The sequence below is a fragment of the Roseomonas chloroacetimidivorans genome, from assembly GCF_049629625.1.
In the GTDB taxonomy this organism is placed as follows: Bacteria; Pseudomonadota; Alphaproteobacteria; order Acetobacterales; family Acetobacteraceae; genus Roseomonas; species Roseomonas chloroacetimidivorans.
Window position 1 is genome coordinate 166,123 of the sequence record NZ_JBNBZS010000003.1, and the last position, 22,009, is coordinate 188,131.

Annotated in this window: 19 protein-coding genes; 10 read left to right on the plus strand and 9 right to left on the minus strand. The window is 68.6% G+C overall.

Annotated elements, in window-relative coordinates; translation table 11 throughout:
• Positions 1–104: 104 nt before the first annotated feature.
• Entirely contained in the window at positions 105–932 is an 828-nt protein-coding gene (locus ACO1BU_RS03045; RefSeq protein WP_424134423.1) for an MlaA family lipoprotein, read from the minus strand.
• Between the two features lie 190 nt (positions 933–1,122).
• Here ACO1BU_RS03045 and metF point away from each other — a divergent pair, with 190 nt between their 5' ends.
• Positions 1,123–2,049, plus strand: a complete 927-nt coding sequence (gene metF, locus ACO1BU_RS03050; RefSeq protein ID WP_424134599.1) for a methylenetetrahydrofolate reductase [NAD(P)H] — start codon at positions 1,123–1,125, stop codon at positions 2,047–2,049.
• On the opposite strand, the gene ACO1BU_RS03055 is transcribed toward metF, so the two are convergent.
• Entirely contained in the window at positions 2,046–2,999 is a 954-nt protein-coding gene (locus tag ACO1BU_RS03055; RefSeq protein WP_424134424.1) for a bile acid:sodium symporter family protein, read from the minus strand. The two genes, metF and ACO1BU_RS03055, sit on opposite strands and share 4 nt — an antisense overlap.
• 77 nt (positions 3,000–3,076) lie before the next feature.
• On the opposite strand from ACO1BU_RS03055, the gene ACO1BU_RS03060 reads away from it, so the two are divergent.
• Positions 3,077–5,326 carry an ATP-dependent helicase gene (locus ACO1BU_RS03060; protein WP_424134425.1) on the plus strand — a complete coding sequence of 750 codons (2,250 nt, stop codon included), beginning with the start codon at positions 3,077–3,079 and terminating at the stop codon, positions 5,324–5,326.
• Positions 5,327–5,357: 31 nt separating this feature from the next.
• A complete protein-coding gene (locus tag ACO1BU_RS03065; protein ID WP_424134426.1) occupies positions 5,358–6,263 on the plus strand; it encodes a 50S ribosomal protein L11 methyltransferase in 906 nt (301 codons plus the stop codon).
• Positions 6,264–6,406: 143 nt separating this feature from the next.
• Here ACO1BU_RS03065 and ACO1BU_RS03070 read toward each other — a convergent pair whose 3' ends face one another.
• Positions 6,407–6,772 (minus strand): DUF1127 domain-containing protein, encoded by a 366-nt coding sequence (locus ACO1BU_RS03070; RefSeq protein WP_424134427.1) that lies wholly within the window; start codon positions 6,770–6,772, stop codon positions 6,407–6,409.
• A 181-nt stretch (positions 6,773–6,953) separates the two neighbouring features.
• On the opposite strand from ACO1BU_RS03070, the gene ACO1BU_RS03075 reads away from it, so the two are divergent.
• A complete protein-coding gene (locus tag ACO1BU_RS03075; RefSeq protein ID WP_424134428.1) occupies positions 6,954–8,723 on the plus strand; it encodes an aminopeptidase P family protein in 1,770 nt (589 codons plus the stop codon).
• A gap of 80 nt (positions 8,724–8,803) precedes the next feature.
• A complete protein-coding gene (locus ACO1BU_RS03080; RefSeq protein WP_424134429.1) occupies positions 8,804–10,684 on the plus strand; it encodes an FUSC family protein in 1,881 nt (626 codons plus the stop codon).
• A gap of 43 nt (positions 10,685–10,727) precedes the next feature.
• Here ACO1BU_RS03080 and ACO1BU_RS03085 read toward each other — a convergent pair whose 3' ends face one another.
• The gene (locus tag ACO1BU_RS03085) at positions 10,728–11,378 is read right to left on the minus strand and encodes a cupin domain-containing protein (RefSeq protein WP_424134430.1); all 651 of its coding nucleotides are present in this window, start codon (positions 11,376–11,378) and stop codon (positions 10,728–10,730) included.
• Positions 11,379–11,483: 105 nt separating this feature from the next.
• On the opposite strand from ACO1BU_RS03085, the gene ACO1BU_RS03090 reads away from it, so the two are divergent.
• Positions 11,484–12,476 (plus strand): LysR family transcriptional regulator, encoded by a 993-nt coding sequence (locus ACO1BU_RS03090; RefSeq protein WP_424134431.1) that lies wholly within the window; start codon positions 11,484–11,486, stop codon positions 12,474–12,476.
• Here ACO1BU_RS03090 and ACO1BU_RS03095 read toward each other — a convergent pair.
• Complete coding sequence (locus ACO1BU_RS03095; RefSeq protein WP_424134432.1) at positions 12,393–13,025, minus strand: LysE family translocator; 633 nt, start codon at positions 13,023–13,025, stop codon at positions 12,393–12,395. The genes ACO1BU_RS03090 and ACO1BU_RS03095 overlap by 84 nt on opposite strands.
• A 210-nt stretch (positions 13,026–13,235) precedes the next feature.
• On the opposite strand from ACO1BU_RS03095, the gene ACO1BU_RS03100 reads away from it, so the two are divergent.
• The 3 genes from ACO1BU_RS03100 to ACO1BU_RS03110 all read left to right on the plus strand — a co-directional run bounded on the left by ACO1BU_RS03100 (position 13,236) and on the right by ACO1BU_RS03110 (position 15,744).
• Entirely contained in the window at positions 13,236–14,567 is a 1,332-nt protein-coding gene (locus ACO1BU_RS03100) for an MFS transporter (protein ID WP_424134433.1), read from the plus strand.
• Positions 14,568–14,892: 325 nt separating this feature from the next.
• A complete protein-coding gene (locus ACO1BU_RS03105) occupies positions 14,893–15,300 on the plus strand; it encodes a hypothetical protein (RefSeq protein WP_424134434.1) in 408 nt (135 codons plus the stop codon).
• Between the two features lie 192 nt (positions 15,301–15,492).
• A complete protein-coding gene (locus ACO1BU_RS03110) occupies positions 15,493–15,744 on the plus strand; it encodes a hypothetical protein (protein ID WP_424134435.1) in 252 nt (83 codons plus the stop codon).
• Between the two features lie 163 nt (positions 15,745–15,907).
• Here ACO1BU_RS03110 and ACO1BU_RS03115 read toward each other — a convergent pair whose 3' ends face one another.
• Together ACO1BU_RS03115 and ligA are read right to left on the minus strand one after the other, a co-directional pair.
• Positions 15,908–16,492: a hypothetical protein gene (locus ACO1BU_RS03115; protein WP_424134436.1), complete on the minus strand. Its 585-nt coding sequence runs from the start codon at positions 16,490–16,492 to the stop codon at positions 15,908–15,910.
• A 362-nt stretch (positions 16,493–16,854) separates the two neighbouring features.
• Positions 16,855–19,026, minus strand: coding sequence for an NAD-dependent DNA ligase LigA (gene ligA / locus ACO1BU_RS03120; RefSeq protein ID WP_424134437.1), 2,172 nt, complete (start codon positions 19,024–19,026; stop codon positions 16,855–16,857).
• A gap of 85 nt (positions 19,027–19,111) precedes the next feature.
• On the opposite strand from ligA, the gene nfi reads away from it, so the two are divergent.
• Positions 19,112–19,825 carry a deoxyribonuclease V gene (gene nfi, locus ACO1BU_RS03125; RefSeq protein ID WP_424134438.1) on the plus strand — a complete coding sequence of 238 codons (714 nt, stop codon included), beginning with the start codon at positions 19,112–19,114 and terminating at the stop codon, positions 19,823–19,825.
• 7 nt (positions 19,826–19,832) lie between these two features.
• Here the strand turns inward: nfi and ACO1BU_RS03130 are convergent, their stop codons facing one another.
• Together ACO1BU_RS03130 and recN are read right to left on the minus strand one after the other, a co-directional pair.
• The gene (locus tag ACO1BU_RS03130) at positions 19,833–20,324 is read right to left on the minus strand and encodes a GNAT family N-acetyltransferase (protein WP_424134439.1); all 492 of its coding nucleotides are present in this window, start codon (positions 20,322–20,324) and stop codon (positions 19,833–19,835) included.
• Positions 20,321–21,997: a DNA repair protein RecN gene (gene recN, locus ACO1BU_RS03135; RefSeq protein ID WP_424134440.1), complete on the minus strand. Its 1,677-nt coding sequence runs from the start codon at positions 21,995–21,997 to the stop codon at positions 20,321–20,323. Before recN ends, ACO1BU_RS03130 begins: the two co-directional genes overlap by 4 nt.
• Between the last annotated feature and the right edge of the window lie 12 nt (positions 21,998–22,009).

Sequence of the window (22,009 nt, forward strand, 5' to 3'; positions counted from 1 at the left end):
CGGCGCGTCGCGCCGGGCGATTGCGCCCCAGTTGGGGGTGGGACATCGTTGCCTCAACGCCCCGGGGATCGGTTCCGTTCCCATCGGCTGGGGCCGGCTACTGCTCAGGGCTGGGGCGAGGCGGGCGTCGCGTTTCCTAGCCCGGAACCCAGGCCCTGCGGTGCGGCTGGCTGGGCGGACGGGGTGTTGGCGATCTCCCGGGCCCGCATCTGGCGATAGGCGCTGCGAAGCGTGGCATAGGGGTCCAGGCTGGTGCGCTGCACATCGTCCAGCGTATCCAGCAGGGACTCCCGCGTGCTGACCACGGTGGCGCCGGCGCGGACATAATTCAGCGTGTCCACCAGGTCGCGGTTGCCGAAGGTCAACCAGGTGAAGGGGTCGGCCGCGATGCCCGCACCAAAGCCCAGCAGGTCACGCGGGTTGCTCGGGCCCAGGATGGGGACGAAGAGGTACGGCCCTTCCTCCACCCCCGCCACGGCGAAGGTCTGGCCGAAATCCTCGGTATGCGGAGGCAGGCCGAAATCCTTGGCCACGTCGAGGATGCCGCCCAGGCCGAGGGTGCTGTTCAGCAGGAAGCGGCCCAGCGTGGTGCCGAATCGCTGCGTTTCGCCTTGTAGAGCGTCGTTCATCAGGACCACCGGGCTGCGCAGGTTGCTCAGCACGTTGGAGACGCCGGTCCGCACCGGCGCGGGCAGCACGGCGCGGTAGCCCACGGCCACCGGACGCAGCACCGCCGTGTCGATCGCCTGATGCACGTCGTACATGGCCCGGTTCCAGGGCTCGATCGGGTCGTTGGTGGCGCGGAACTCCTCCAGCGCCTCTGGATCATCGGCCGGCGGGCGCGTGGCGCAGCCGGAAAGGGCACCGCCGAGCAGGCCCAGGGCGAGAGTAGCCGCCAGCAGGCGGGCGGAGGGGGAGGTGGCAGGACACATGGTCAGGCTGAATCCAGAATCGCCATGCCTTAGCACCTGCCGAGGGCGCCGTGGAGTATGCCGCCCACTCTGGCCCCAGGTACCCCGTAACCCCACCCGCAGCCTGCGAAGGATGGCAGCGGGGTGGCGGGTGGCCACTATGCCGTTTTGGTCCTGGCGCATCTGCTCTATGACACCCCCGATGAACGAGATGTCGCACCCCGCCAAGACACTCCAGGACTGGCTGTCCGGCCCCCGCGTGGGCGCGCTGCCCTCGCTGACGGCCATGCCGGCGCCGCTCCTGTCCTTCGAGTTCTTTCCGCCGCGCACCGAGGCGCTGGAGGCCCAGCTCTGGTCCTGCATCCAGCGGCTGGAACCGCTGCGGCCGCGATTCGTCTCGGTCACCTATGGCGCGGGCGGCACCACCCAGGCCCGGACCCATGCCACCGTCACCCGCATCCTGCGGGAAACGAGCCTGACCCCGGCCGCCCACCTGACCTGCGTGGGCGCGACGCGGGAAGAGGTGGACGAGGTGGCCCGCGGCTACTGGGAGGCCGGAGTGCGGCACATTGTCGCCCTGCGCGGTGATCCGCCGACCGGCCAGGCGACCTATGAGCCCCATCCCGGGGGCTATGCCTATGCCGCCGATCTGGTTGCCGGCCTCAAGCGCATCGCCGATTTTGAGATTTCGGTGGCCGCCTATCCCGAAGTCCACCCGACCGCCCTTTCGCCCGAGGCCGATCTGGACAACCTCAAGCGCAAGATCGATGCGGGCGCGACGCGGGCCATCACCCAGTATTTCTTCGACGCCCCGACCTTCCTGCGCTTCATTGACCGCGCCCATGCGGCCGGCATCACCATGCCGATCGTGCCGGGCATCCTGCCCGTGACGAATTTTGCCCAGATCAAGAAGTTCTCGGCCATGTGCGGCGCCGGGGTGCCGGATTGGATGGGCAAGCTGTTCGAGGGGCTGGACGAGGACGCCGAGACCCGCCGCATGGTCGCCGCGGTCGTCGCGGCCGAGCAGGTGCGGCTTCTTCAGGCCAATGGCGTGGACGAGTTCCACTTCTACACGCTGAACCGGCCGGACCTGACCTATGCGATCGCGCATATCCTCGGGGCGCGGCCGCAGGCCTAGCCGATAGTCCGGCCTGGGTCCTTCCTGTTCAGCCGCCGGTAGAACGGCCTGAGCAGGAAGGGCGTCAGGAACAGCGGGAACTGGCAAAGCGCGAAGAACAGCAGGATTTTTGGGTCCGTCGCGGCCGGCAGCACGGCAAAGAACAGCGCCGTGTTCCGGTTGCCTGAGAGCAGCCCTGCCGTCAGCCCCAGTGGCTGCCCCGCAGCCCGGAAGGCCAGCGCGGCCGCCGCGTTCAGCGCGAAGGATCCTCCGAAGGCCAGCGCCGCGCCCCCCAGCACGAAGCCCGGCGCCGCCAGCAGCCGCGCCAGCACCCCGTCCATGATCCCGAATCCGAAGATCACGACCAGCAGCACCACGGTTCCGTCCACGGCCTTGCCCCAGCGATCCAGCACCACGGGCGGTGTCATTCGCCTGATCAGCACGGCCAGTGCCAGCGGCATGCCGACCAGCAGCGCCAGGCGGCCCATCAGCGCAGGGACGGAGATGGAGAGATCGATGCCCAGCAGCCCCAGGGCCAGGGGTGGCGCGGTGAAGGGCACCAGCAGCGTGGACAGCACCGCCACGACCAGCGACACCTCCCCATCCAGCCCTACCATCCGCGCGAAGGCGGGAGAGGAGATGGCTGCGGGACCCGTCGCCATGATGACCAGCCCCGCCGCGAGGGCCGGATCCAGTCCGGTCAGCCTCGCTACGGCAAAGGCCAGCACAGGGCTGGCCAGCAGCACCCAGGCCAGCAGCGCCGTAACGAGCACAGGCCGGCGCAGATAGCCGAGCACCTGCGCCGGATCGATCCGCAGCAGCACCAGGGTGGTCAGGCCAGCCACCGAGGGCGTCACGACATCCCGCATCGCGGCGGCCAGGGGCGGCGTGAGCAGCCCCGCGAAAATTCCGGCCGCCAGCAGCACGCCCCCGTGCCGCGCAAACCATTCCAGGGCAAGGCGGAGCGGCAAGCGGCGGAACCCCTCTCCGCGCCGCTTGATGGCTGAATGGTTGGCGCGGGTTCGCGTCCCGTTCTATAGCCGCCCCTGTGTTCCCACCAGTCCAGCCCCCCTCCGAAGATCCCCGGTCGCTGCCCGTTCCCGGGTCCGACTACCTCGCCAAGCTCAACCCCGAGCAGCGCGAGGCGGTGGAGACCGTCGATGGCCCGCTGCTGGTGCTGGCCGGCGCCGGCACCGGCAAGACGCGCGTCCTGACGACTCGCTTCGCCCATATCCTGATGACCCGCCGGGCCTTCCCCAACCAGGTGCTGGCCGTTACCTTCACCAACAAGGCGGCAAAGGAGATGCGGGAGCGCGTCTCGGCCATCCTCGGCCGCCCGGCCGAGGGGCTCTGGCTCGGCACTTTCCACGCGCTTTGCGCGCGGATGCTGCGCCGCCACGCTGAATATGTCGGCCTGAGCAGCTCCTTCACCATTCTCGACACAGACGACCAGATGCGCCTGCTCAAGCAGGTGATGGATGCGGCCGCGCTGGACCTGAAGCGCTGGCCTGCCCAGGGCATGATGGCCGTGATCCAGCGCTGGAAGGATCGTGGGCTGACGCCGGCCCGCGTGACGCCCGCGGAGGACAGTGACTACGCGAACAACAAGGCGCGCCAGATCTATGAGGGTTACCAGTCCCGCCTGAAGGCGCTGAACGCCGCCGATTTCGGCGACCTGATGCTGCACATGACGGAGATCCTGCGCACCCAGCCCGATGTGCTGGCGCAGTATCATCGCATGTTCCGCTACATCCTGGTCGACGAGTACCAGGACACGAACACCGTGCAGTATCTGTGGCTGCGCCTGCTAGCGCAGGGCCATAAGAACATCTGCTGCGTGGGTGATGACGACCAGTCCATCTATTCCTGGCGCGGCGCGGAGGTGGAAAACATCCTGCGCTTCGAGAAGGATTTCCCCGGCGCCAGGATCGTGCGGCTGGAGTCCAATTACCGCTCCACCCGGCCCATTCTCGCCGCCGCCTCGCATCTGATCGCGAAGAATGAGGGCCGCCTCGGCAAGACCTTGCGGCCCGGCCGAAATGATGCGGATGGCGAGAAGGTGCGCGTGGTGTCGCTGTGGGACTCCGATGAGGAGGCCCGCATGGTCGGCGAGCGGATCGAGCAAGCCCAGCGCAAGCGTGTGCCGCTGGGCGAGATCGCCATCCTTGTCCGCGCCGGCTTCCAGACGCGCTCCTTCGAGGAGCGGCTGATCACGCTCGGAATTCCCTATCGCGTCATCGGCGGCCTGAAATTCTATGAGCGGGCCGAGGTGCGCGATGCCATGGCCTATATGCGCGTGCTGCATCAGCCCAGCGACGACCTGGCCTTCGAGCGCATCGTGAACACACCCAAGCGGGGCATCGGCGACGGCGCGCTGCAACAGATGCATCTCGGCGCAAGGGAGCAGAGCGTTCCGCTGGCTATCGCCGCCGAGCGCCTGGCCCGCACCGAGGCCCTGCGCGCCAAGCCCCGCGCCGCCATGCGCGAGTTATTCGACGGCTTTCATCGCTGGCGCGCGCTGATGGCGAAGGAAGGGCATGTGGTGGCCGTCGCCACCATGCTCGACGAGTCCGGCTACACGGAGATGTGGAAGCAGGACAAATCCGCCGAGGCCCCTGGCCGGCTGGAGAACCTGAAGGAGCTGGTGCGCGCCATTGGGGAATTCGCGACGCTGGAAGGCTTCCTCGAACATGTCGCCCTCGTCATGGAGAATGACGAGAATGCCGAGGGTGAGCGCGTCTCGCTGATGACGCTCCACGCCGCCAAGGGCCTGGAATTCGACCTTGTTTTCCTGCCGGGCTGGGAGGAGGGTCTCTTCCCCCATCAGCGCGCGCTGGATGAGGGCGGCACCAAGTCGCTCGAGGAGGAGCGGCGCCTGGCCTATGTCGGCATTACCCGCGCGCGGAAGATGGCGGTGATCTCCCACGCCTCGAACCGCAGGGTCTACGGAAACTGGTCCGCCGCCATCCCGTCCCGTTTCCTCGACGAACTACCGCCCGACCAGATCGAACGCGAGGGCAGTGGCGCCGCGCAGCGCGCCCGGATGGTCAACGCACCCACCGTTTTCTCCGGCCAGTTCCCGATTTCCTCCCAGCGCCCGGCCCGGGTGATCGAGGCCGGGTCCTGGGAAGTGAAGGAGCGCCCGGCGCGCGCGGATGGCATGCGGGTGGGCCAGCGGGTCTTCCACCAGAAATTCGGCTATGGCCGCGTCACGGCGGTCGAGGATAACCGCCTGGAAGTGGATTTCGAGAAGGCGGGCCAGAAGCGCGTCCTCGACAGCTTCGTGGAGAAGGCCTGAACGACATGTTGTTTGTTTGGAGGCGCGCCTGATGTCGCGACGCCACGCGCAGAACCTGGAAACCATCTGGCTGGACGCCCTGCCGGAGGAGGCCGTGCCGGCCGTGGAGGCCGCGCTCCAGCGCGTCTGCCGCAGCGTCGCCTATTTCCTCGACGAGCCCACCGACACCTGGCGCGTGGAAGGCGTGCGGGAGGAAGGGGCAAAGGAGGATGACCTCACCGCCGCCCTGGCCCTGGTCGGGCTGATGACCGGGCTGGATCTTCAGGTGCAGCGAGCCCCCGTTGACTCCGAGGGCTGGCTCGCCCGCACTGCCCAGGCCTTTCCGGAACAGGAAATCGGCGGGCGCGTCCTGATCCGCCCGACCCATCTGCCGGACCGCAAGATCTGGGGCCGCACCGTGCTGAAGCTGGATGCTGGCCTCGCCTTCGGCTCTGGCGAGCACGCCTCTACCCGCGGCTGCCTGATCGCCTTCGAGGCGGTGTCGCGCCGCATGCGGAAGCTGCCGAAGGACCAGCTCCGCCTGCTCGATCTCGGTGCCGGCTCCGGCATCCTGGCCATGGCCGCCGCCAGCGCGCTGCACCGTCGGGTGCTCGCCACCGATATCGAGCCCTGGTCCGTGCGCGTCGCGAATCAGAACGCGGCCATGAACGGCCTCAAGGGCCTGGTGCGCTCCGTCCTGGCCGATGGCTGGAAGAATCCGGGTGTCTCGAAGGGCGAATACGACCTGGTCTTCGCCAATATCCTGGCCCGGCCCCTTTGCGCCATGGCGCGCGACCTTGCCCGCCATCTGCGGCCCGGTGGCACCGCGATCCTGGCGGGCCTTCTCGGCACCCAGGCCAATATGGTCCTCGCCGCCCATCGCCGCGGCGGGCTACGCCTGGAGCGTCGGCTGAATCTCGGCCCCTGGACCACGCTGGTCCTGCGCAAGCCCGGCTGAAGCCTGGGAACGAGGGCTGGGTTCCAAAAACAGCACCGGCCCGCATTGGCGCCTCGGGGGGAAGGCGGCGCCAAGCGGGCCGGGCATCAGGGCGGCGGGGGAGGGGGGGAGCTCGCCGCCCCGGTGATTCTTGCCTGGGTTCGTCAGGCCGCCGCGCGGCCGCCGAACCGGTCATTCGCGGGGGCGGGCGCCAGCACGGGCTGGGGTGCGACCACCATCTGCTGCCCGGCGTCGATCATGCCGCCGCGCAGAAGGAAGGGGATCTCGGCGCGGGTCAGGCCAATATCGGCCAACTCGCGGTCGGTCAGGGAATTCAGCTCAGCCTCAGCGCGGCGACGCTCCAGCCAAGCGGCGAAGCGGGCGACCAGGCGCTTCAGGCCGGACCTGGCCGCGGCATTGCGGGCCTCGTTCGCCTGACGCAGAAGTTCCGCTGCGGAGACCTGCTGGTTGCTGGCGGGATAGGGCATCATCGGCGCGGGATTCTGCACCTGGGAGATGCGGGGGTTCATCGTGTGTCGTCCGTGTGTGGGGGGCTACCTATCGCGCGGGAACCCATGTTCCCGCTGCCCGGCGGCCTCTCGTGCTGCCCATATGGTCGCATCACGCAAGAAGATGGCGCGTTCTTCATGTGGTTGAGATATGCGCTGAATGCATGGAAACTTGGGGAATCATGTCGTGATTAACCATCTCGTGACCGAACGGACACAAAACCGTCTCGCTTCCCTCCGCGCCGAACTGGCGCGCGCTGGGGTGGATGGGTTCATTGTCCCGCGTTCCGACGAATATCTCGGCGAATACGTTCCCCCTTCCGGCGAGCGCTTGGCTTGGCTCACCGGCTTTACCGGATCGGCCGGCATGGCCATTGTCCTGCCCGACCGCGCGGCCGTTTTCACCGATGGTCGCTACACCACCCAGGTCGCGCAGCAGACCGATCCCGCCCTCTGGGAACGCCGTCACATCACTGAGGAGCCCCCCGCCGCCTGGCTCAAGGATCACGCGGCCGGCAAGCGCATCGGCTATGATCCCTGGCTGCACCCCCAGGCCGCGCTGGACCGGCTCGCCGCTTCCGGTGCCATCCTGGTTCCGCTGCCCGCCAATCCGCTGGACGCCATCTGGGCCGACCGTCCCGCCGCCCCCACAGCACCCGCCGAGCCCTGGCCCGAGGAGTTCGCGGGCCGCTCCGCCGCCGAGAAGCGCGAGGCCATCGCCAGGGAGTTGCGCGAGGCCGGGCAGGACGCCGTGATTCTGGCCGACGCCCATTCCGTTGCCTGGCTGCTGAACATGCGCGGCGGCGACCTTGATCACACACCGCTGGCCCTTGCCTTTGCGATCCTGCGCAGCGACGCCAGCGTCACCCTGTTCATGGAACCTGCCAAGGCCGGCCCGGCCCTGCGCGCGGCGCTGGGCAATGCCGTCTCCATCGAGCCCCGCTCAGCCTTGCCGGGGGCGCTTGGTGCCCTGAAGGGAAGGACGGTCCGCATCGACCCCGAAGGCACCCCCGCCTGGTTCGCCGACACACTCCGCGCCGAAGGGGCCATGGTCGCGGCCGGAACCGATCCCATCCGGCTGCCGCGCGCCTGCAAGACCGAGGCGGAGCGTACCGGGGCCCGTGCCGCCCATCACCGCGACGCCCGCGCCATGATCCGCTTCCTCCACTGGTTCGCGGTTGAGGCGCCGAAGGGCGGACTGACCGAGATGTCGGCTGCCGACCGGCTGCTCGCCTTCCGCCAGGCCGAAGACCGCTTCCGCGCCGAATCCTTTCCCGCCATTGCCGGCGCCGGGGAGCATGGCGCGATCATCCACTACCGCGCCACCGAGGCCAGCAACCGTCCCATCAACCCGAACGAGCCCTTCCTGCTGGACAGCGGCGCGCAGTACCTGGACGGCACCACGGACATCACCCGTACGCTCTGGACCGGCCCCGGCGAGCCGCCCGCCGAACTCCGCACCCGCTACACCCTCGTGCTGCGCGGCATGATGGCCCTGGCCTCGACGCGCTTTCCGGAAGGCGTTGCCGGCCCGCATCTCGATGCGATCGCCCGCCGCCCACTCTGGGAGGCCGGGCTGGATTATGACCACGGCACCGGCCATGGCGTCGGCGTCTTCCTCTCCGTGCATGAGGGGCCCGCCGCCTTCTCCCGCGCCGCAGCCAACATTCCGCTGAAGGAGGGGATGATCCTCTCCGACGAGCCTGGCTTCTACCTGCCCGGTGCCTATGGCATCCGGCTGGAAAATCTCCTTCTTGTCCGGCCCGTCGCGCAATCCGGCCCAAAGCGCTGGCTGCACTTCGAGACCCTGACCCTCGTCCCCTTCGATCGTGCGCTGATCGATGTCGGGGCGCTGGACCGCACCGAGCGTACCTGGCTGGACGCCTATCACGCCCGGATCCTGGTGGAGGTCGGCCCGAGCCTCGATGGTCCTGCGGCGGAGTGGCTGCACGCCGCTTGCGCGCCGCTCTGAGGCACTCCCGCCCCGCATCGCGGGGCAGCCTCCAGCTGCGCGTGGTTCCTGGCCCGAGGGGATGGGGTTAGGCAGGAGGCATGTTCCGCAACTCGCTCGGCACCCGGCTCGGACTTGACCGGGCGGGCCTCGCCCATGGCCTCCGCCTTGCCCTGGCCGCTGTGCTCGCCTTCGCCATCGCGACCCTGCTGCACACCGGCAACGCCTATTGGGCGGCGATGCCGGTCTGGGTGGTTTCCCAATCCGCGCGCGGCCTGCTGCTGGAGCGGGCTGCCTTCCGCATCCTGGGTACGCTGCTTGGCGCTGCCGTCGGCTTCACCCTGATCCACCTCATCGGCGATCCGGTCATCCTGCTTCTGCTGCTCGGGGTCTGGGTCGCGATGAACGGGGCGCTCGTGCAGCTCCTGCGCGGCGTGCACGGCTATGGCGCGCTGATGTCGGGCATGACGGCCGCCGTTGTCATTCTTCCCTCCGTCCTGCACCCGCATCACGCGGCCGCCCTCGCGGTGTCCCGCGTGGAATGCACGCTGATCGGCGTCGTCACCGTCACCCTCGTCACAGGCTTCTGGACGCCTGATGCCCCGCGACGCGCCTTCTACGCCCGCCTCCGTAGCCTGGCGCGGGAGGTGCTGGCCTTCTCCGCCACCATGCTGCGAGGCCTGGCACCGGAGGAGGCCGCGGCGGAGGAACGGCGGATGCTGCGCGAACTCGCCCAGGCCCAGGCGGAGGCCGGCCTCGTCTCCGCCGGCTCGGCGCAGGGCTATCGCCGCCTGCACCATGTGGACTCCCTGGCCGTTGCCGCCCTGGGCGTGATGGCGACGGCGCAGGTGCTGGGGCTGGAACGCCATCGCGGGCCTGGCACCCAGGCCCTGGCCGCTGCGCTGGAGGAACTCTCGAGCGCTCCCGACGAGAGGGCGCGCGCCGCGATCCTTGCCCGCCTCGACGCCGAGCCTCGCCTGGCCGAGCCGCTGCACCGCCTGCTGCGCGCGGAGGCCGCCTTCGCGGAGGAGACGCCAGCCGCCGACGCCCGTTCCTTCCATCGCAAGGCCATTCTTCTCGCCCCGCACGCCGATCTCCGGCTGGCAGCTGAGACGGGTCTGGTCGCTGGTACCGCCACCGCCCTGGCCGCCCTTCTAGGCCTCGTCTCCGGCTGGGCGCAGGCGGAACTGGCAGCGCTCGGCGTCTGCATCTTTTCGATGGTGCTCGGCTCGCTGCCTTCGGCCCGTAAGGCAGCGCCGGTCATGGCGACGGGCGTTGCCATTGGAGTTCTGGCCGCGCTCCTCTACCGCTTCCTCGTCCAGCCGCATGTCACGACGCAGGCCGGGCTGATCCTCTCGGTCCTGCCCTTTATCCTGCTGGGCGGGCTGGCACGGGCCAGCCGGCGCATGATGGGTCCGGCCCTGGACGCCAATATGTGCTTCATGCTGGCCAGTCAGGCCGTGCTGCCCGCCGTGACGGACCGGGCCATCATCCTGAACGAGGCTGCGGCGCTGATGTTGGCCGCGGGTCTCGTCTCCGGCGCCGGCGCTCTGCTGCCCTCCCGCGCACCCCGCCGCGCCGCGCGTGCCACCCGTGCAGTGGGCGACGAGTTGGCGGCGCTGGCCCGCCGCCCCGTGGCTTCCGGCGAAGCCACTGCCCGCGCCAGCCGCGGCCTGCTCCGCCTTGGCCTTCACATCGAGCGGGCGATCGGTCCCGATCCCGTCCCCGGCGGCGGCCTGCTGGCGGCCTATAATCTGGGCGCTGCCATCCTGCGTTTACGCGCTCTGCTGGCTAATCCGTCGCTGGAGGCCGGGGCGAGCGCGGTCATATCCGATGCCCTCCAGGCCCTGGCCGGGATGCGGGCGGATCCGCCGGGCACCGCCGCGCGGCTCGAAGCCCTGTTGCCCGCCGCAGGACCTGCGGAGCCGGTACTGCGCGACGCCGCCGGCGCCCTGCGCGCCTGCCGCCGCCTGCTGGCCTGAAGCCGGGATCCGCGAGCCAGGCGGCCTGGCGCACAGGCGGTGTTCAGGAACTCGCCCAGGCCGGCTGCGCCGGTTCGTGACCAGGCACCGGGCTGTGTCCGATCGCCTCAGGAGAAATCCGCACCTCGCCCTCGGGCGGCACCAGCATCCGGTGCCCCAAAAGCCGGGCGATGGGCGCGAGAACCGCGAAGAGTGCCCTTTGCACCGGCACCGGCCGATCCGCGAGATAGAGATGGCCAGCATAGGCATGCAGCGCGAGGGCCATCGGCAGCAGCCTGGCATCGCCCTGCGGCGAAAAGCAGCGCGGCGAAACTGCGGTCATGGCCGCAAGATTCAGGAAGAAGCGCAGATGCTTTTGCCCGGGCGAGAAGCTTACGGTCAGGTGCGTCTCGCCCGCATGGGCGTTGGCGAAGAAATGCGGCTGGCCGCGCGGCACGACGAGCGTCTCGCCCGCCTCGCCGAAATGCTCGATCCCATTGATCACGACTTTCACCCGTCCGGAATGAACGAGGAAGGTTTCGTCGGCATTCGGATGGATATGCGGCACGGCATTGCCGCCGCCCGTTCCGCCTTCCGCCAGGATCACGTCGAAGCGGGCCAGGTCGGCCCGCTCCACCGGATCGGTGAAGACGAAGGTTTCCTTGTTGTAGGCATTGGTGATGGACGTATGCGGGGCGATGAGCGGCCTGGACAAGTTTCGTTCCTCCGGTCCAACGTCTGGATGCATGCCGTCTAGGGGACCGGGGGTGGTCGGCTCAAACACCGTTCCTGCCGAGGCATTCAGCAGAATTGCATAATCATGGCCGAGCCCTGCTACGACGATCTCCGCCATTTCCTGGCTGTCGCCGAAACCGGCACGACACTCGCGGCCGGGCGGCGGCTCAAGGTCAGCCAGAGCACCGTGTCCCGCCGCATCGCCGCGCTTGAGACAGCCACGGGCCTTGAGCTCTTCCACAAGGGGCGGGAGGGCTATGTCCTGACAGAGGCAGGCCATGCCCTTCTCGATCCGGCCCGGGAGGCTGACCGCGCCATACGCGCCTTTTTCGACGGCGCCTTGGCGCAGCGCCGGCAGCTTTCCGGAACCGTGCGCCTGACCACCAATGAGGCCTTCGCCAGCCGCTTCATGCCGGATCTGGTACGGAAGCTGAAGGCGGCGCATCCCGGCATCCGGATCGAACTTGCCACCTCCGACAGGCGCCTCGATCTCTCACGCGGGGAGGCGGATATCGCCCTGCGGGCCGGCAGCCGGCCGACAGAGGCGGGGCTGCACGGCCGGAAGATCGCCGATGACAGGTGGAGCCTCTATTGCAGCCGCGCCTATGCGGCGCGGCACGGGATCCCGCGCCATGTCCAGGACCTCAGGCACCACGTCCTGGTCGGGATGGACAACCGGATCACCGGCTACACCTTTCTCGATTGGGCGCGGGACCACTTTCCGGAGGAAGCGGTCATCATCCGCCAGAACTCCGTTCCCAGTCTTCTGGCGAGCATCAGGAGTGGGCTGGCGGTCGGCTTCGCCTCCGATTTCCTGGCACGGGCGGATCCGGAGATGGTGCGCTGCTTCACTCCGGATGTTCCGCCGCCCGCAGAGATCTGGCTTCTGACGCATGCCCGGCTGAAAGGCCTTCCCCATGTGCGGGCCGTCTTCGACCTCATCTCGGCTTATTTCGCCCGGCATCTGGCCGAGGCCGGGGAGGGGAAGGAACAGCTAGCGACTGACCATCAGCCTTGTCCCGAGCCCGATGAAGATCGCCCCAGCCACCCCGTTGAGCCAACGCGCGGCTCCGGCTGAGCGCGACAGCATTCCGGCCGCCTTGGCCGCCCCGGCGATAATCGCGGCGAAGACCGGCACGGAGACCAGGGGCAGGACGGGCCCCAGGATCAGCATCTGCGCCCATTCCGGCGCGCGTCCCGGGGCGGTCGATACGAATTGCGGGAGAAAGGCGAGGAAGAACAGCGCCACCTTCGGGTTCGTCAGATTCGTCAGCGCGCCCTGAAGCAGCACGCGCCGCACCGCCTTTCCCGATGGCGCGCCCACGGGCGCCCCGGCCCAGGCCGCGCGCAGCGACTGGATGCCGAGCCACAGCAGATAGGCCCCGCCCGCGAGCCGCAGCGTGTTGAACAGCGCCGGTTCGGCCGCCAGCAGCGCCGCGACGCCTAGCGAGGCCAGCAGGATATGCATGGTCGCGCCGCAATAGATGCCCAGGGCCGCCGCCCAGCCCCGCCGCGTCCCCCCGGCCAGGGTCTGGCCGAGGACAAACATCATGTCCGGCCCAGGCGCCAGCGCCACCACGATGCTGGCCAGGACGCAGGCAAGGAGGAGGGTGGGATCGATGGGCATGGCCAAATCCTGACCCTGTGGGCTTGTCCAGTCGAACGCCTTCTTCTGATCCCACGCATCAACGGCCCTGATGCTGCCCTCCGCCCGCAGCACATGGCTCGCCTGCCGGATCGGTGATGGTGGCAGCCCTGGTGCGACGCAATATTGCGCCGCAGCATGGCCGGGCGAAACCTTCTATTTGGCTGGCCCGATTTCCGGAACTGGACCCCGATGGACCACCCAAGCACCGCCACACGACAGCTCACGCGACAGGACGCCCGCACCCTCTTCCTCGCCTCGCTGGGCGGTGCGCTCGAGTTCTACGACTTCATCATCTACGTCTTCTTCGCTGCGGCCATCGGGAAGCTCTTCTTCCCCGCGGAGATGCCGGACTGGCTGCAACAGGTGCAGACCTATGGCATCTTCGCCGCGGGCTATCTGGCCCGCCCGCTGGGCGGCGTGGTCATGGCGCATTTCGGCGACCTGTTCGGCCGTAAGCGCGTCTTCACCTTCTCGGTCTTCCTGATGGCGGTACCGACCCTGATCATGGGCCTGCTGCCGACCTATGCCTCGATCGGCGTTGCCGCCCCGATCCTGCTGCTGGTCATGCGCATGCTCCAGGGCGCCGCCATCGGCGGCGAGGCCCCGGGCGCCTGGGTCTTCGTCTCGGAGCATGTTCCGGCCCGCCGCGTCGGCGTGGCCTGCGGAATGCTCACGGGCGGCCTGACCGGCGGTATCCTGCTGGGCTCGTTGATGGCCACAGCCATCAACACCGCCTACACGCCGGCGGAGGTGGTGGAGTTCGCCTGGCGCATCCCCTTCATCACCGGTGGCATCTTTGGCCTGGTGGCCATGTATCTGCGCCGCTGGCTGCATGAGACGCCGGTTTTCGAGGCGATCCGCCAGCGCGCCGGCACGGCCCGCGAGATGCCGCTGAAGACCATGCTGCGCGGCCAGGGCACCTCGGTCATCATTTCCATGCTCGTGACCTGGATGCTGACTGCAGCCATCGTGGTGCTGATCCTGATGACGCCCGCGCTGTTCCAGAAGCTGCACGCCCTGACCCCGGCCGTGACGCTGCAGGCCAATGTCGCCGCGACCTTCTGCCTGACGGTGATGGCCGTGATCGTGGGCGCTCTGCTGGATCGCTTCGGCGCGCTGCGCGTTGGTATGGTCGGCAGCCTCGCCCTGATCGCCGCGACCTATGCGCTGTTCTACGGCGTGGAGGCGGACACCTCGAACCTGCTGCCGCTTTATGCCTTGGCGGGCGCCTGTGTCGGCATCATCACCGTGGTGCCCTATGTGATGGTGCATGCCTTTCCGGCCATTACCCGTTTTACGGGTGTTTCCTTCTCCTACAACGTCGCCTACGCGATCTTCGGCGGCATCACTCCGTTGGTGGTGTCCCTGCTGATGACAGCGAACCGCCACGCGGCCGCTCATTATGTGGTCGCGGTGGTGCTGGTGGGCATGGTGGCACTGGCCTGGAACGCTGCCCGCACGGCGCGCATTGCCGCCACGGAGGAACTGGCGGCGCCAGCCGCGGAGCCTGCGCTGCGCTGATCCCTCCCGGGAGGCTCACCTCCCGGTAAGACCTGATCTGATAGAGCGCCGGAGGCCTATGGCTTCCGGCGCTTTTCTTTCCTGCGGTCCGGGGCAGCCCGGGGAAGAGCGCGGCATCTCAGGTCGTTCTGCGCCCACCTTCCCGGTCCTTAGAACCATTTTGACAATCAAAATGGAGCAGTTGACATTGTAAACTTCCTTTGATTTCGCGTCTTCGTGATGCAACCATAGCGTGTCTGCGGCGGAGTCCGGCGCAGGCAGGGTTGAGGGCGCGGAAGCAGCGACCAAGGCCTGGTGCATCATCGAAACCCAAAGGGTTCCCCCCATGTCCCTGTTCCAGCCGATCGAGTGGTCCGGCGAAAGCCAGCCTTCGGTGCCCGGCCTGACGCTCAGCGAGGTTGCGCAGGTCAGGAGCTGGGCGGAGGCTCGCTCTCAGGCGACGGGGGACCTGTATCGCGCCGAAGCGCATACGGCCGCCGATGGCGCCATGTATGTGGCCGTCACGACCCCCTCCTCCAGGGAGGACATGTTTGTCGCGCCGGGCGAGGCGAACTGGCAGCTCAAGCGGAGCTTCACCGGGTTTTACCTCACCCATCCCGTCACCGGGGGCATCCTGGCGAGCTTTGGCGACATGGCCTCAGCACTGGCGGAACTTCAGGCCATTGAGGACGGCCTCACCCTGATGCGGAACGAGGCGCAGGAACCGCCGGGCGACATCCTCGCCGTCGCCTGAGCTCACATACCCCGGCGGGCGGAACGATGCCTCGGGCGACGAAATTGTCGCACGGCTCCGCTGGCCCTCCGGGAGTGGGCCGCAGAAGACAGTTTGAACTGATTCTTTATTGCTCTGCGTAACATCGCTGAAGTGATGACCCTGTGACGGGCTCTATGGAGCAGAATGCGGCCACGAAACGCCCGAGGCCGCATGCGTCAGTCGCACTTCACCTGTCCTTTTACCTATCGCGGGCAGCCGATGAGGGCCTCTGCTTATGCTGTGGATGGCGCCTGGGAACTGGTGATCCAGGACCGGAACGGACGGGTGGTCTGCACATGGCGCCCGGACCGCGCATTGTTTCAGGGGCCGCGAGTTAGCAGCATTCCCCTCGTTCTTCAGATGATGGCCGCGATGGCCGAGGACGGTGTGCTGGCCCTCCGCATGCCGGAGCCCGCCGTCTGACAAGGCGCTTCCGCGCGTTTCTTCACCCTACCCTGAATCGCTAAAGCCGTCTGGCGGGATGATCCCGCCAGACGGCTCGCCTCGTTGTCGCTTGGTTGCTTTGCTCTTGCCCGAGCAACGTCGGAAGGTCCGCGAGGTTGCGCTTACCCCGGAGGGAATCTGTTCACCGGGAGGAGGCGAACCCTTGGTAGAATGCGGCTTCCTCACGGAGCGCCGCATTCACCATTTCTGCTGCCTCGTCGGTCAAGGCGATGCAGACCCGCCGCCGGTCCGGCCCGTGGAAATAGCGCCGCACGAGTTTCGCATTTTCCAGCGCTGCCAGCTTGCGCAGCGCCGTGCTCTGCGGAGCACCCGAGGAAATGCAGACAGAGGAGACGGACACATGCCCGCCTTCCGCGCGCACCGCAGCAAGATCCAGAAGCATGTCCCAGGCCGGCCACTCGAAGAACTCGCCCACCGTCTTGCGGCGGCGGTTCGCGCGGAGCTTGAGTAGCCGCTTGATCTCCGCCACGCCTGGGGTGTCGGAAGCATCGGTCTCATCGACAGGCTTTCCGCCGGGAGCAGCCGTAGGGCGCGTCGCAGCCTGATCGCCATCGATCGTTGTCAGGATGCGGTCGAAGGTGGCCTTCAGTTCCGCAAGCAGGGCAGCTTGGCCGGTTTCGATCGCGGGGCTTTGCCCGGCGGGCGCCCCTGCGGAGGTCGGCCCTGAGGAAAGCTCAGCATGGTTAGGAACTTGGAAGTTATTCACGCTATGGCACCTTAAGATCGGCGTGCGTCCATTTACGGTGAAGTTCTCAAAAGTTTTCCCCACGACTCTGTGACCCGGCCGGAGCATTGGCTTGTGTGCCTAATGGGCCACATCCAGCGGTTCCGGGCGTTGCGGAGAGTTACAGGAGGTTGCCTAAAGCCACTTGTTTCGGAGTGTCGCGCTGTTGCTCGACAGTCGGAGCAAGCCGCGGGGCGGCCAAGCGGGGCAAAACTGGCCGGCCGCCATTCGAGGTTGCGGAAGGTCAGCCGCACGGATGGGTATTGCTGGGTCTGACAGCTCCGGGGCGATGCCGCTGGGTCCCGCATAGCAGGCGCCGGAGGGGGCAAGGACCGAAAGAGAGATCAGCCCGCGCCTTCCGGGGCTGTGAAGCCCGCCATCTCTCGCCATTGTGTCTCGGTCAGTGTCGTCAATCCCAGTTCCGCAGCTTTCTTCGCCTTGGATCCGGCATCGGCGCCGATGACGACGAAATCTGTTTTCTTCGAGACCGACTTCACCACCTTTGCTCCCAGCGCCTCCGCTCGCGCCTCGGCCTCCTGCCGCGTCATGGTCTCAAGGCTTCCGGTGAAGACGATGGATTTGCCGGACAGTGCGCCCTCGGCCACCGCTTCAGCCGGCTCTGGCGTCACCTCGCGCAGCAGATCGTCCAGCGCATCGACATTCCGCTTCTCCGAGAAGAAGGCGACGAGTTCCTGCGCGATGGCTGGGCCGATGCCCTGGATGCCGCCCAGATCCTCCCGCGCCTCGCTGCCCACGATGCGCGCGTCCAGCATCGCCTGCCGCCATGCCTCGGCCGTGTGGTAGTGCCGGGCGAGGAGACGCGCGTTCTGCTCACCGATGCGGCGAATGCCCAGGGCGAAGATGAAGCGCTCCAGGCTCGGCATCCGGCGCGCCTCGATGGCGGCGAGGAGATTGGCGACCTTCTTCGACTCCCCCCTCGCGCTGCCGCCCCAGCCCTTCCATCCCCGCAGGGTGGCGACATGGTTCTTCAGCCGGAAGATATCGGCCGGCGTCGTGACCAGCTTCGCCTCGTGCAGCAGCACGATGTTCTCGATCCCCAGCCCCTCGATATCCATCGCGTTGCGGGACGCGAAGTGGATCAGCCGCTCCACCTGCTGCGCCGGGCATATCAGGCCGCCGGTGCAGCGGCGCACCACCTCGCCCTCCGGGCGGATGGCGGGGCTGCCGCATTCCGGGCAGGCGGTCGGGGGCTGCCAGGGCGGCCCCCGATCGGGCCGGTCCGGATCGACCACCCGGATGATCTGCGGAATCACGTCGCCCGCGCGTTGCAGTTCCACCGTATCGCCCACACGGGCGTCGCGGCGGGCCACCTCGTCCTCATTATGCAGGGTGGCGTGCTGCACCATCACGCCTCCCACATTCACGGGCTGCATCACCGCGCGCGGCGTCAGCGCGCCCGTCCGGCCGACCTGGATCTGGATTTCCAGCAGCTTGGTCACCGCGCGCTCGGCCGGGAACTTCCAGGCAATGGCCCAGCGCGGCGCCCGCCCGACAAAGCCCAGCCGGGTCTGCCAGTCCAGCCGGTCCAGCTTGTAGACGACGCCGTCGATGTCGTAGTCGAGCCCTGCCCGGCGTTCCGCCATGCTCGCCTGGAAATCCGCCGCCGCGTGTTCGTCGCGCAACCGCTCGGAAAGCGGATTCACCTGGAACCCCCAGCGGCGCAGCGTCTCCAGATAGTCCCAATGCGTTTCCGCCACCGGTGAGGAGGAGGCGCCCTGGGCATAGGCGAAGAGCCTTAGGGGCCGTTTCGCCGTCACCTTGGGATCGAGCTGCCGCAGCGACCCCGCTGCCGCGTTGCGAGGATTGACGGGAATGCGGACAGCCTCGCCCACCTTCTCCCCGGCCTCGCGCCGCCGCTCGCGCTCCTCGAATAGCCTGGTCTGTTCGGCGTGGAAGGCCAGGAAGTCGGGCTTGGTCATGAAGACCTCGCCGCGGATCTCAATCCGGTCGGGGAACGGCGCCTTCAGCTTGCGTGGCAGCTCGTCCAGCGTCTTCAGGTTCTCGGTGATATCCTCACCCACCATGCCGTCGCCGCGTGTCGCGCCGCGGGCAAAGACGCCATCCTCATAGGTCAGGTTCACCGAGAGGCCGTCAATCTTCGGCTCCGCGACGAAGCTCAGCACCTCCTCGGCGGACAGGCCCAGGAAGCGCCGGATGCGGGCGGCGAATTCGGCGAAATCCTCTGGCGCGAAGGCGTTATCGAGCGACAGCATCGGCGTGCCGTGCCGCGACTTCGCGAAGCCCGCCGCCGGCGCATCGCCCACGCGGCGGGATGGGCTGTCCTCCCGGATCAGATCGGGGAAGCGCGCCTCGATCGCCTGGTTCCGCCGGAACAGCGCATCATACTCCGCGTCCGACATGATGGGCGCGTCATGGACGTGATAGGCGGCATTCGCCTCGGCGATCCGGGCGGCGAGCAGTTCCAGTTCCCGCGCGGCCTCGGCCTCGGTCAGGTCCTCGGGGGGCAGGGCAGGGGAAGGGGCGGCGTTCGGCATTGCTCCCGAGATAGCCGCGCCTCCGCCCACCGCGCCAGAGGCCCTGCCATCACCACCCGCTGTGGTCCTTGCGCGTTCTCGGAACATGAGCGCCATTCCACCGGACTGGGTCCGCCCCCCGGATATTGAGGCCGCCCGGGCGGCCCAGCACGCGATCGCCGCCCGCGCCGAAGCGGCGGATCGCCTCGCCCGCGCTCCCCGTCATGTCGCCGGCGTGGACTGCGCCGGCGCCGCAAGAGGCGCTCCGGACCGGGTGCGCGCAATGGCCGTGCTGCTGGGCGCCGAGGCCAGGTCGCGCCCCATCGCGACCGGCCTCGTGGAGGGCGTGCCCGCTTTTCCCTACATTCCTGGCTTTCTCGGCTTCCGGGAAATCCCCTTCGTGCTGGATGCTGTGGCAAAGCTGCCCGCCCGCCCGGAGCTGATTTTCGTGGATGGACACGGCATCAGCCACCCGCGCGGTTGCGGCATCGCCACCCATCTCGGGGTGGTGCTGGACATCCCGACCATCGGCGTCGCCAAGTCCATCCTGGTCGGCCGTGTAGAGGATGAACTGGGCAGCGAGCCCGGCAGCACCGCGCCCCTGGTCTGGAAGGGGCGCCAGATCGCGACGGCGCTGCGGTCCAAGCGCGGTGTGCAGCCGCTTTTCGTCTCCACAGGCCACCGCGTCTCCCAGAAGACGGCGGTGCGGCATGTCATGGACTGGCTGACTGGTTACCGCCTGCCTGAACCCACCCGCCTGGCCGACAAGCTGGCTGGCGCGGCGCGCCGCGCGGCCGGGGAGGGGGAGACGCTTCTCTGAGCGCGGCTCAGGTCGGGGAGACCGTGTCCACGCAAGTGTCGAAGGCCGCGCCTTCCAGCAGGAAGCCGATGGTCGGCGCTTCCTCAGCCCCGAGCGCGCGGTGAAAGCTCAGGGCCAACTCGTCGCCCTCATCCGCGTCCCACCACAGATAGGATCCGCCCTTCCGCCTGGCCTCGGCGGCCAGCGCGCCGATCAACCCGCGCCCCAGACCGCGGCGGCGTGCCTGGGGCATCACATAGAGGTCGCTGACCACAAGCCCCCAGCGGCTGGCGCCGCTGTCGTAGAAGGGATGGGCTACCGCGAAGCCGGAGGGCTCGCCGGCCAAGAGCGCCACGAGCACGATCGCGCGTGAATCCTGGATCAGGTCGCGCGTTACTCCCTCCGGCGTGATGCGCTCGGGGTGGAGCCCGGGTTCGTCGTTCAGATCCCGCAGCATCGCCGCCAGCGGCTCGGCATCGGCCGCGACGGCGACCCGGATCAGGCCGCCCTCATCTGTCAATCCAGTGCCAGCAACTCGTCTGCGGCCGCCCGCGCGGCCTCGGTCACCTTCTCGCCTGCCAGCATCCGCGCGATTTCCTCGCGCCGTGCCTTCGGCTCCAGCGGTGTCACGCGCGTCTCCGCACGGTCGCCGCGCACGCCCTTGGCCACCTGGAAATGCCGGTTGCCGCGTGCCGCCACCTGGGGCGAATGGGTCACCACCAGCACCTGCAGCCGCTCGGCCACCCGCGCCAGCCGTTCGCCCACCGCTGCCGCAGTGGCACCGCCAATGCCGCTATCCACTTCGTCGAAGACCAGAGTGGGCACCGGCGAGCCGCGCGCCAGCACCACTTTCAACGCCAGCATCAGGCGGGACAGTTCACCGCCCGAGGCGATCTTCGCCAACTGCCCCGGCTTCTGCCCGGGATTGGTCGTGACCAGGAAGGTCACCCGGTCCTGGCCATCCGGACCCCAGGCGCTCTCCTCGCGCGGTGCGATCTCGATGTGCAGCCGCGCCCGGTCCAGCTTGAGGGGCGCCAGCTCGCGCACCACCGCCTTCTCCAGCTTCTCAGCATGCTCCCGTCGCGCCGCCGTCAGGGCTCCGGCCGCGGTCACATAGGCGGCCTTTGCCTCCCGCGCCGCCGCGTCCAGCGCCGCCACGCGGCCCGTTCCGGCATCGAGATTGGCCAGACGCTCCTTCAGCCCCGCCAGATGCGCGGGCAGGTCGACCACGGCCACCGCATGCTTCCGCGCCGCAGCGCGCAGGGCGAAAAGCCGCTCCTCCACCGTCTCCAGCCGGCGCGGATCGGGCGCCGCATCGCTCGCCAGCCGTTCCAGCACGTTCTCCGCCTCGGCCAGCGCATCCTGCGCCGCGGCCAGGGCGGTCAGGGCGGTGGTGGCCTCCTCGCTCGGCGGCGTCAGCCGTTCCAGGGCGCGTGCGGCATTCCGCAGCGCTGCCGCGGGCGCCCCGCCGCCCCGTCGGTCCCGCGGCTGCAGCTCGGACAGTGCCGAGGCGATTGCCTCCGCCCGCCGCTCGCTGCCCTGAAGCCCTTGCCGCTCGGCCGCCAGCGCGTCCTCCTCCCCCTCGATCGGGGCAAGGTCGGACAGCTCCTGCACGGCATGGCGCAGCCATTCCTCGTCGCGCTGGGCGGCGGCGATGGCCTCCTGCGCCTCCTTCAGGGCCCGCTCCGCGCCGCGCCAGGCGCGATAGGCTTCGGCCACCGCGTTGCGCCGCGCTTCAAGCCCACCGAAGGCGTCCAGCAGCCCGCCATGAGTGGCCGGGTCGGCCAGACCAACCTGATCGTGCTGCCCCTGCACCTCCACGAGCAGCGCACCAAGGCGGCGCAGCAGGGCCACGCCCACCGGCTCGTCATTCACGAAGGCCCGGGAACGCCCGTCAGCCGTCACGATGCGGCGGACCACGATCTGGTCCTCGCCCTCGATTCCCTGTTCGGTCAGCAAGGCATGGGCGGGGTGGTTGGCGGGCGGGGTGAAGACGGCCACCACCCCAGCCTGACTCTGCCCGGCGCGCACCATCCCGGCCTCGGCCCTTTGGCCGAGCGCCAGCCCGAGGCTGTCCAGCAGGATCGACTTGCCCGCGCCGGTTTCGCCGGTCAGCACCGAGAGGCCCGGACCGAAATTCAGGTCCAGGCGCTCGATCAGCACCACGTCGCGGATGGAGAGGGAGGCGAGCACGCCCGCTCTACG

Coding starts and splice junctions, on each gene's coding strand:
- ACO1BU_RS03045 (WP_424134423.1), bottom strand. CDS start 932: ATGTGTCCTGCCACCTCCCCCTCCGCCCGCCTGCTGGCGGCTACTCTC.
- metF (WP_424134599.1), top strand. CDS start 1,123: ATGTCGCACCCCGCCAAGACACTCCAGGACTGGCTGTCCGGCCCCCGC.
- ACO1BU_RS03065 (WP_424134426.1), top strand. CDS start 5,358: ATGTCGCGACGCCACGCGCAGAACCTGGAAACCATCTGGCTGGACGCC.
- ACO1BU_RS03070 (WP_424134427.1), bottom strand. CDS start 6,772: ATGAACCCCCGCATCTCCCAGGTGCAGAATCCCGCGCCGATGATGCCC.
- ACO1BU_RS03080 (WP_424134429.1), top strand. CDS start 8,804: ATGTTCCGCAACTCGCTCGGCACCCGGCTCGGACTTGACCGGGCGGGC.
- ACO1BU_RS03090 (WP_424134431.1), top strand. CDS start 11,484: ATGGCCGAGCCCTGCTACGACGATCTCCGCCATTTCCTGGCTGTCGCC.
- ACO1BU_RS03095 (WP_424134432.1), bottom strand. CDS start 13,025: ATGCCCATCGATCCCACCCTCCTCCTTGCCTGCGTCCTGGCCAGCATC.
- ACO1BU_RS03100 (WP_424134433.1), top strand. CDS start 13,236: ATGGACCACCCAAGCACCGCCACACGACAGCTCACGCGACAGGACGCC.
- ACO1BU_RS03105 (WP_424134434.1), top strand. CDS start 14,893: ATGTCCCTGTTCCAGCCGATCGAGTGGTCCGGCGAAAGCCAGCCTTCG.
- ACO1BU_RS03110 (WP_424134435.1), top strand. CDS start 15,493: ATGCGTCAGTCGCACTTCACCTGTCCTTTTACCTATCGCGGGCAGCCG.
- ligA (WP_424134437.1), bottom strand. CDS start 19,026: ATGCCGAACGCCGCCCCTTCCCCTGCCCTGCCCCCCGAGGACCTGACC.
- nfi (WP_424134438.1), top strand. CDS start 19,112: ATGAGCGCCATTCCACCGGACTGGGTCCGCCCCCCGGATATTGAGGCC.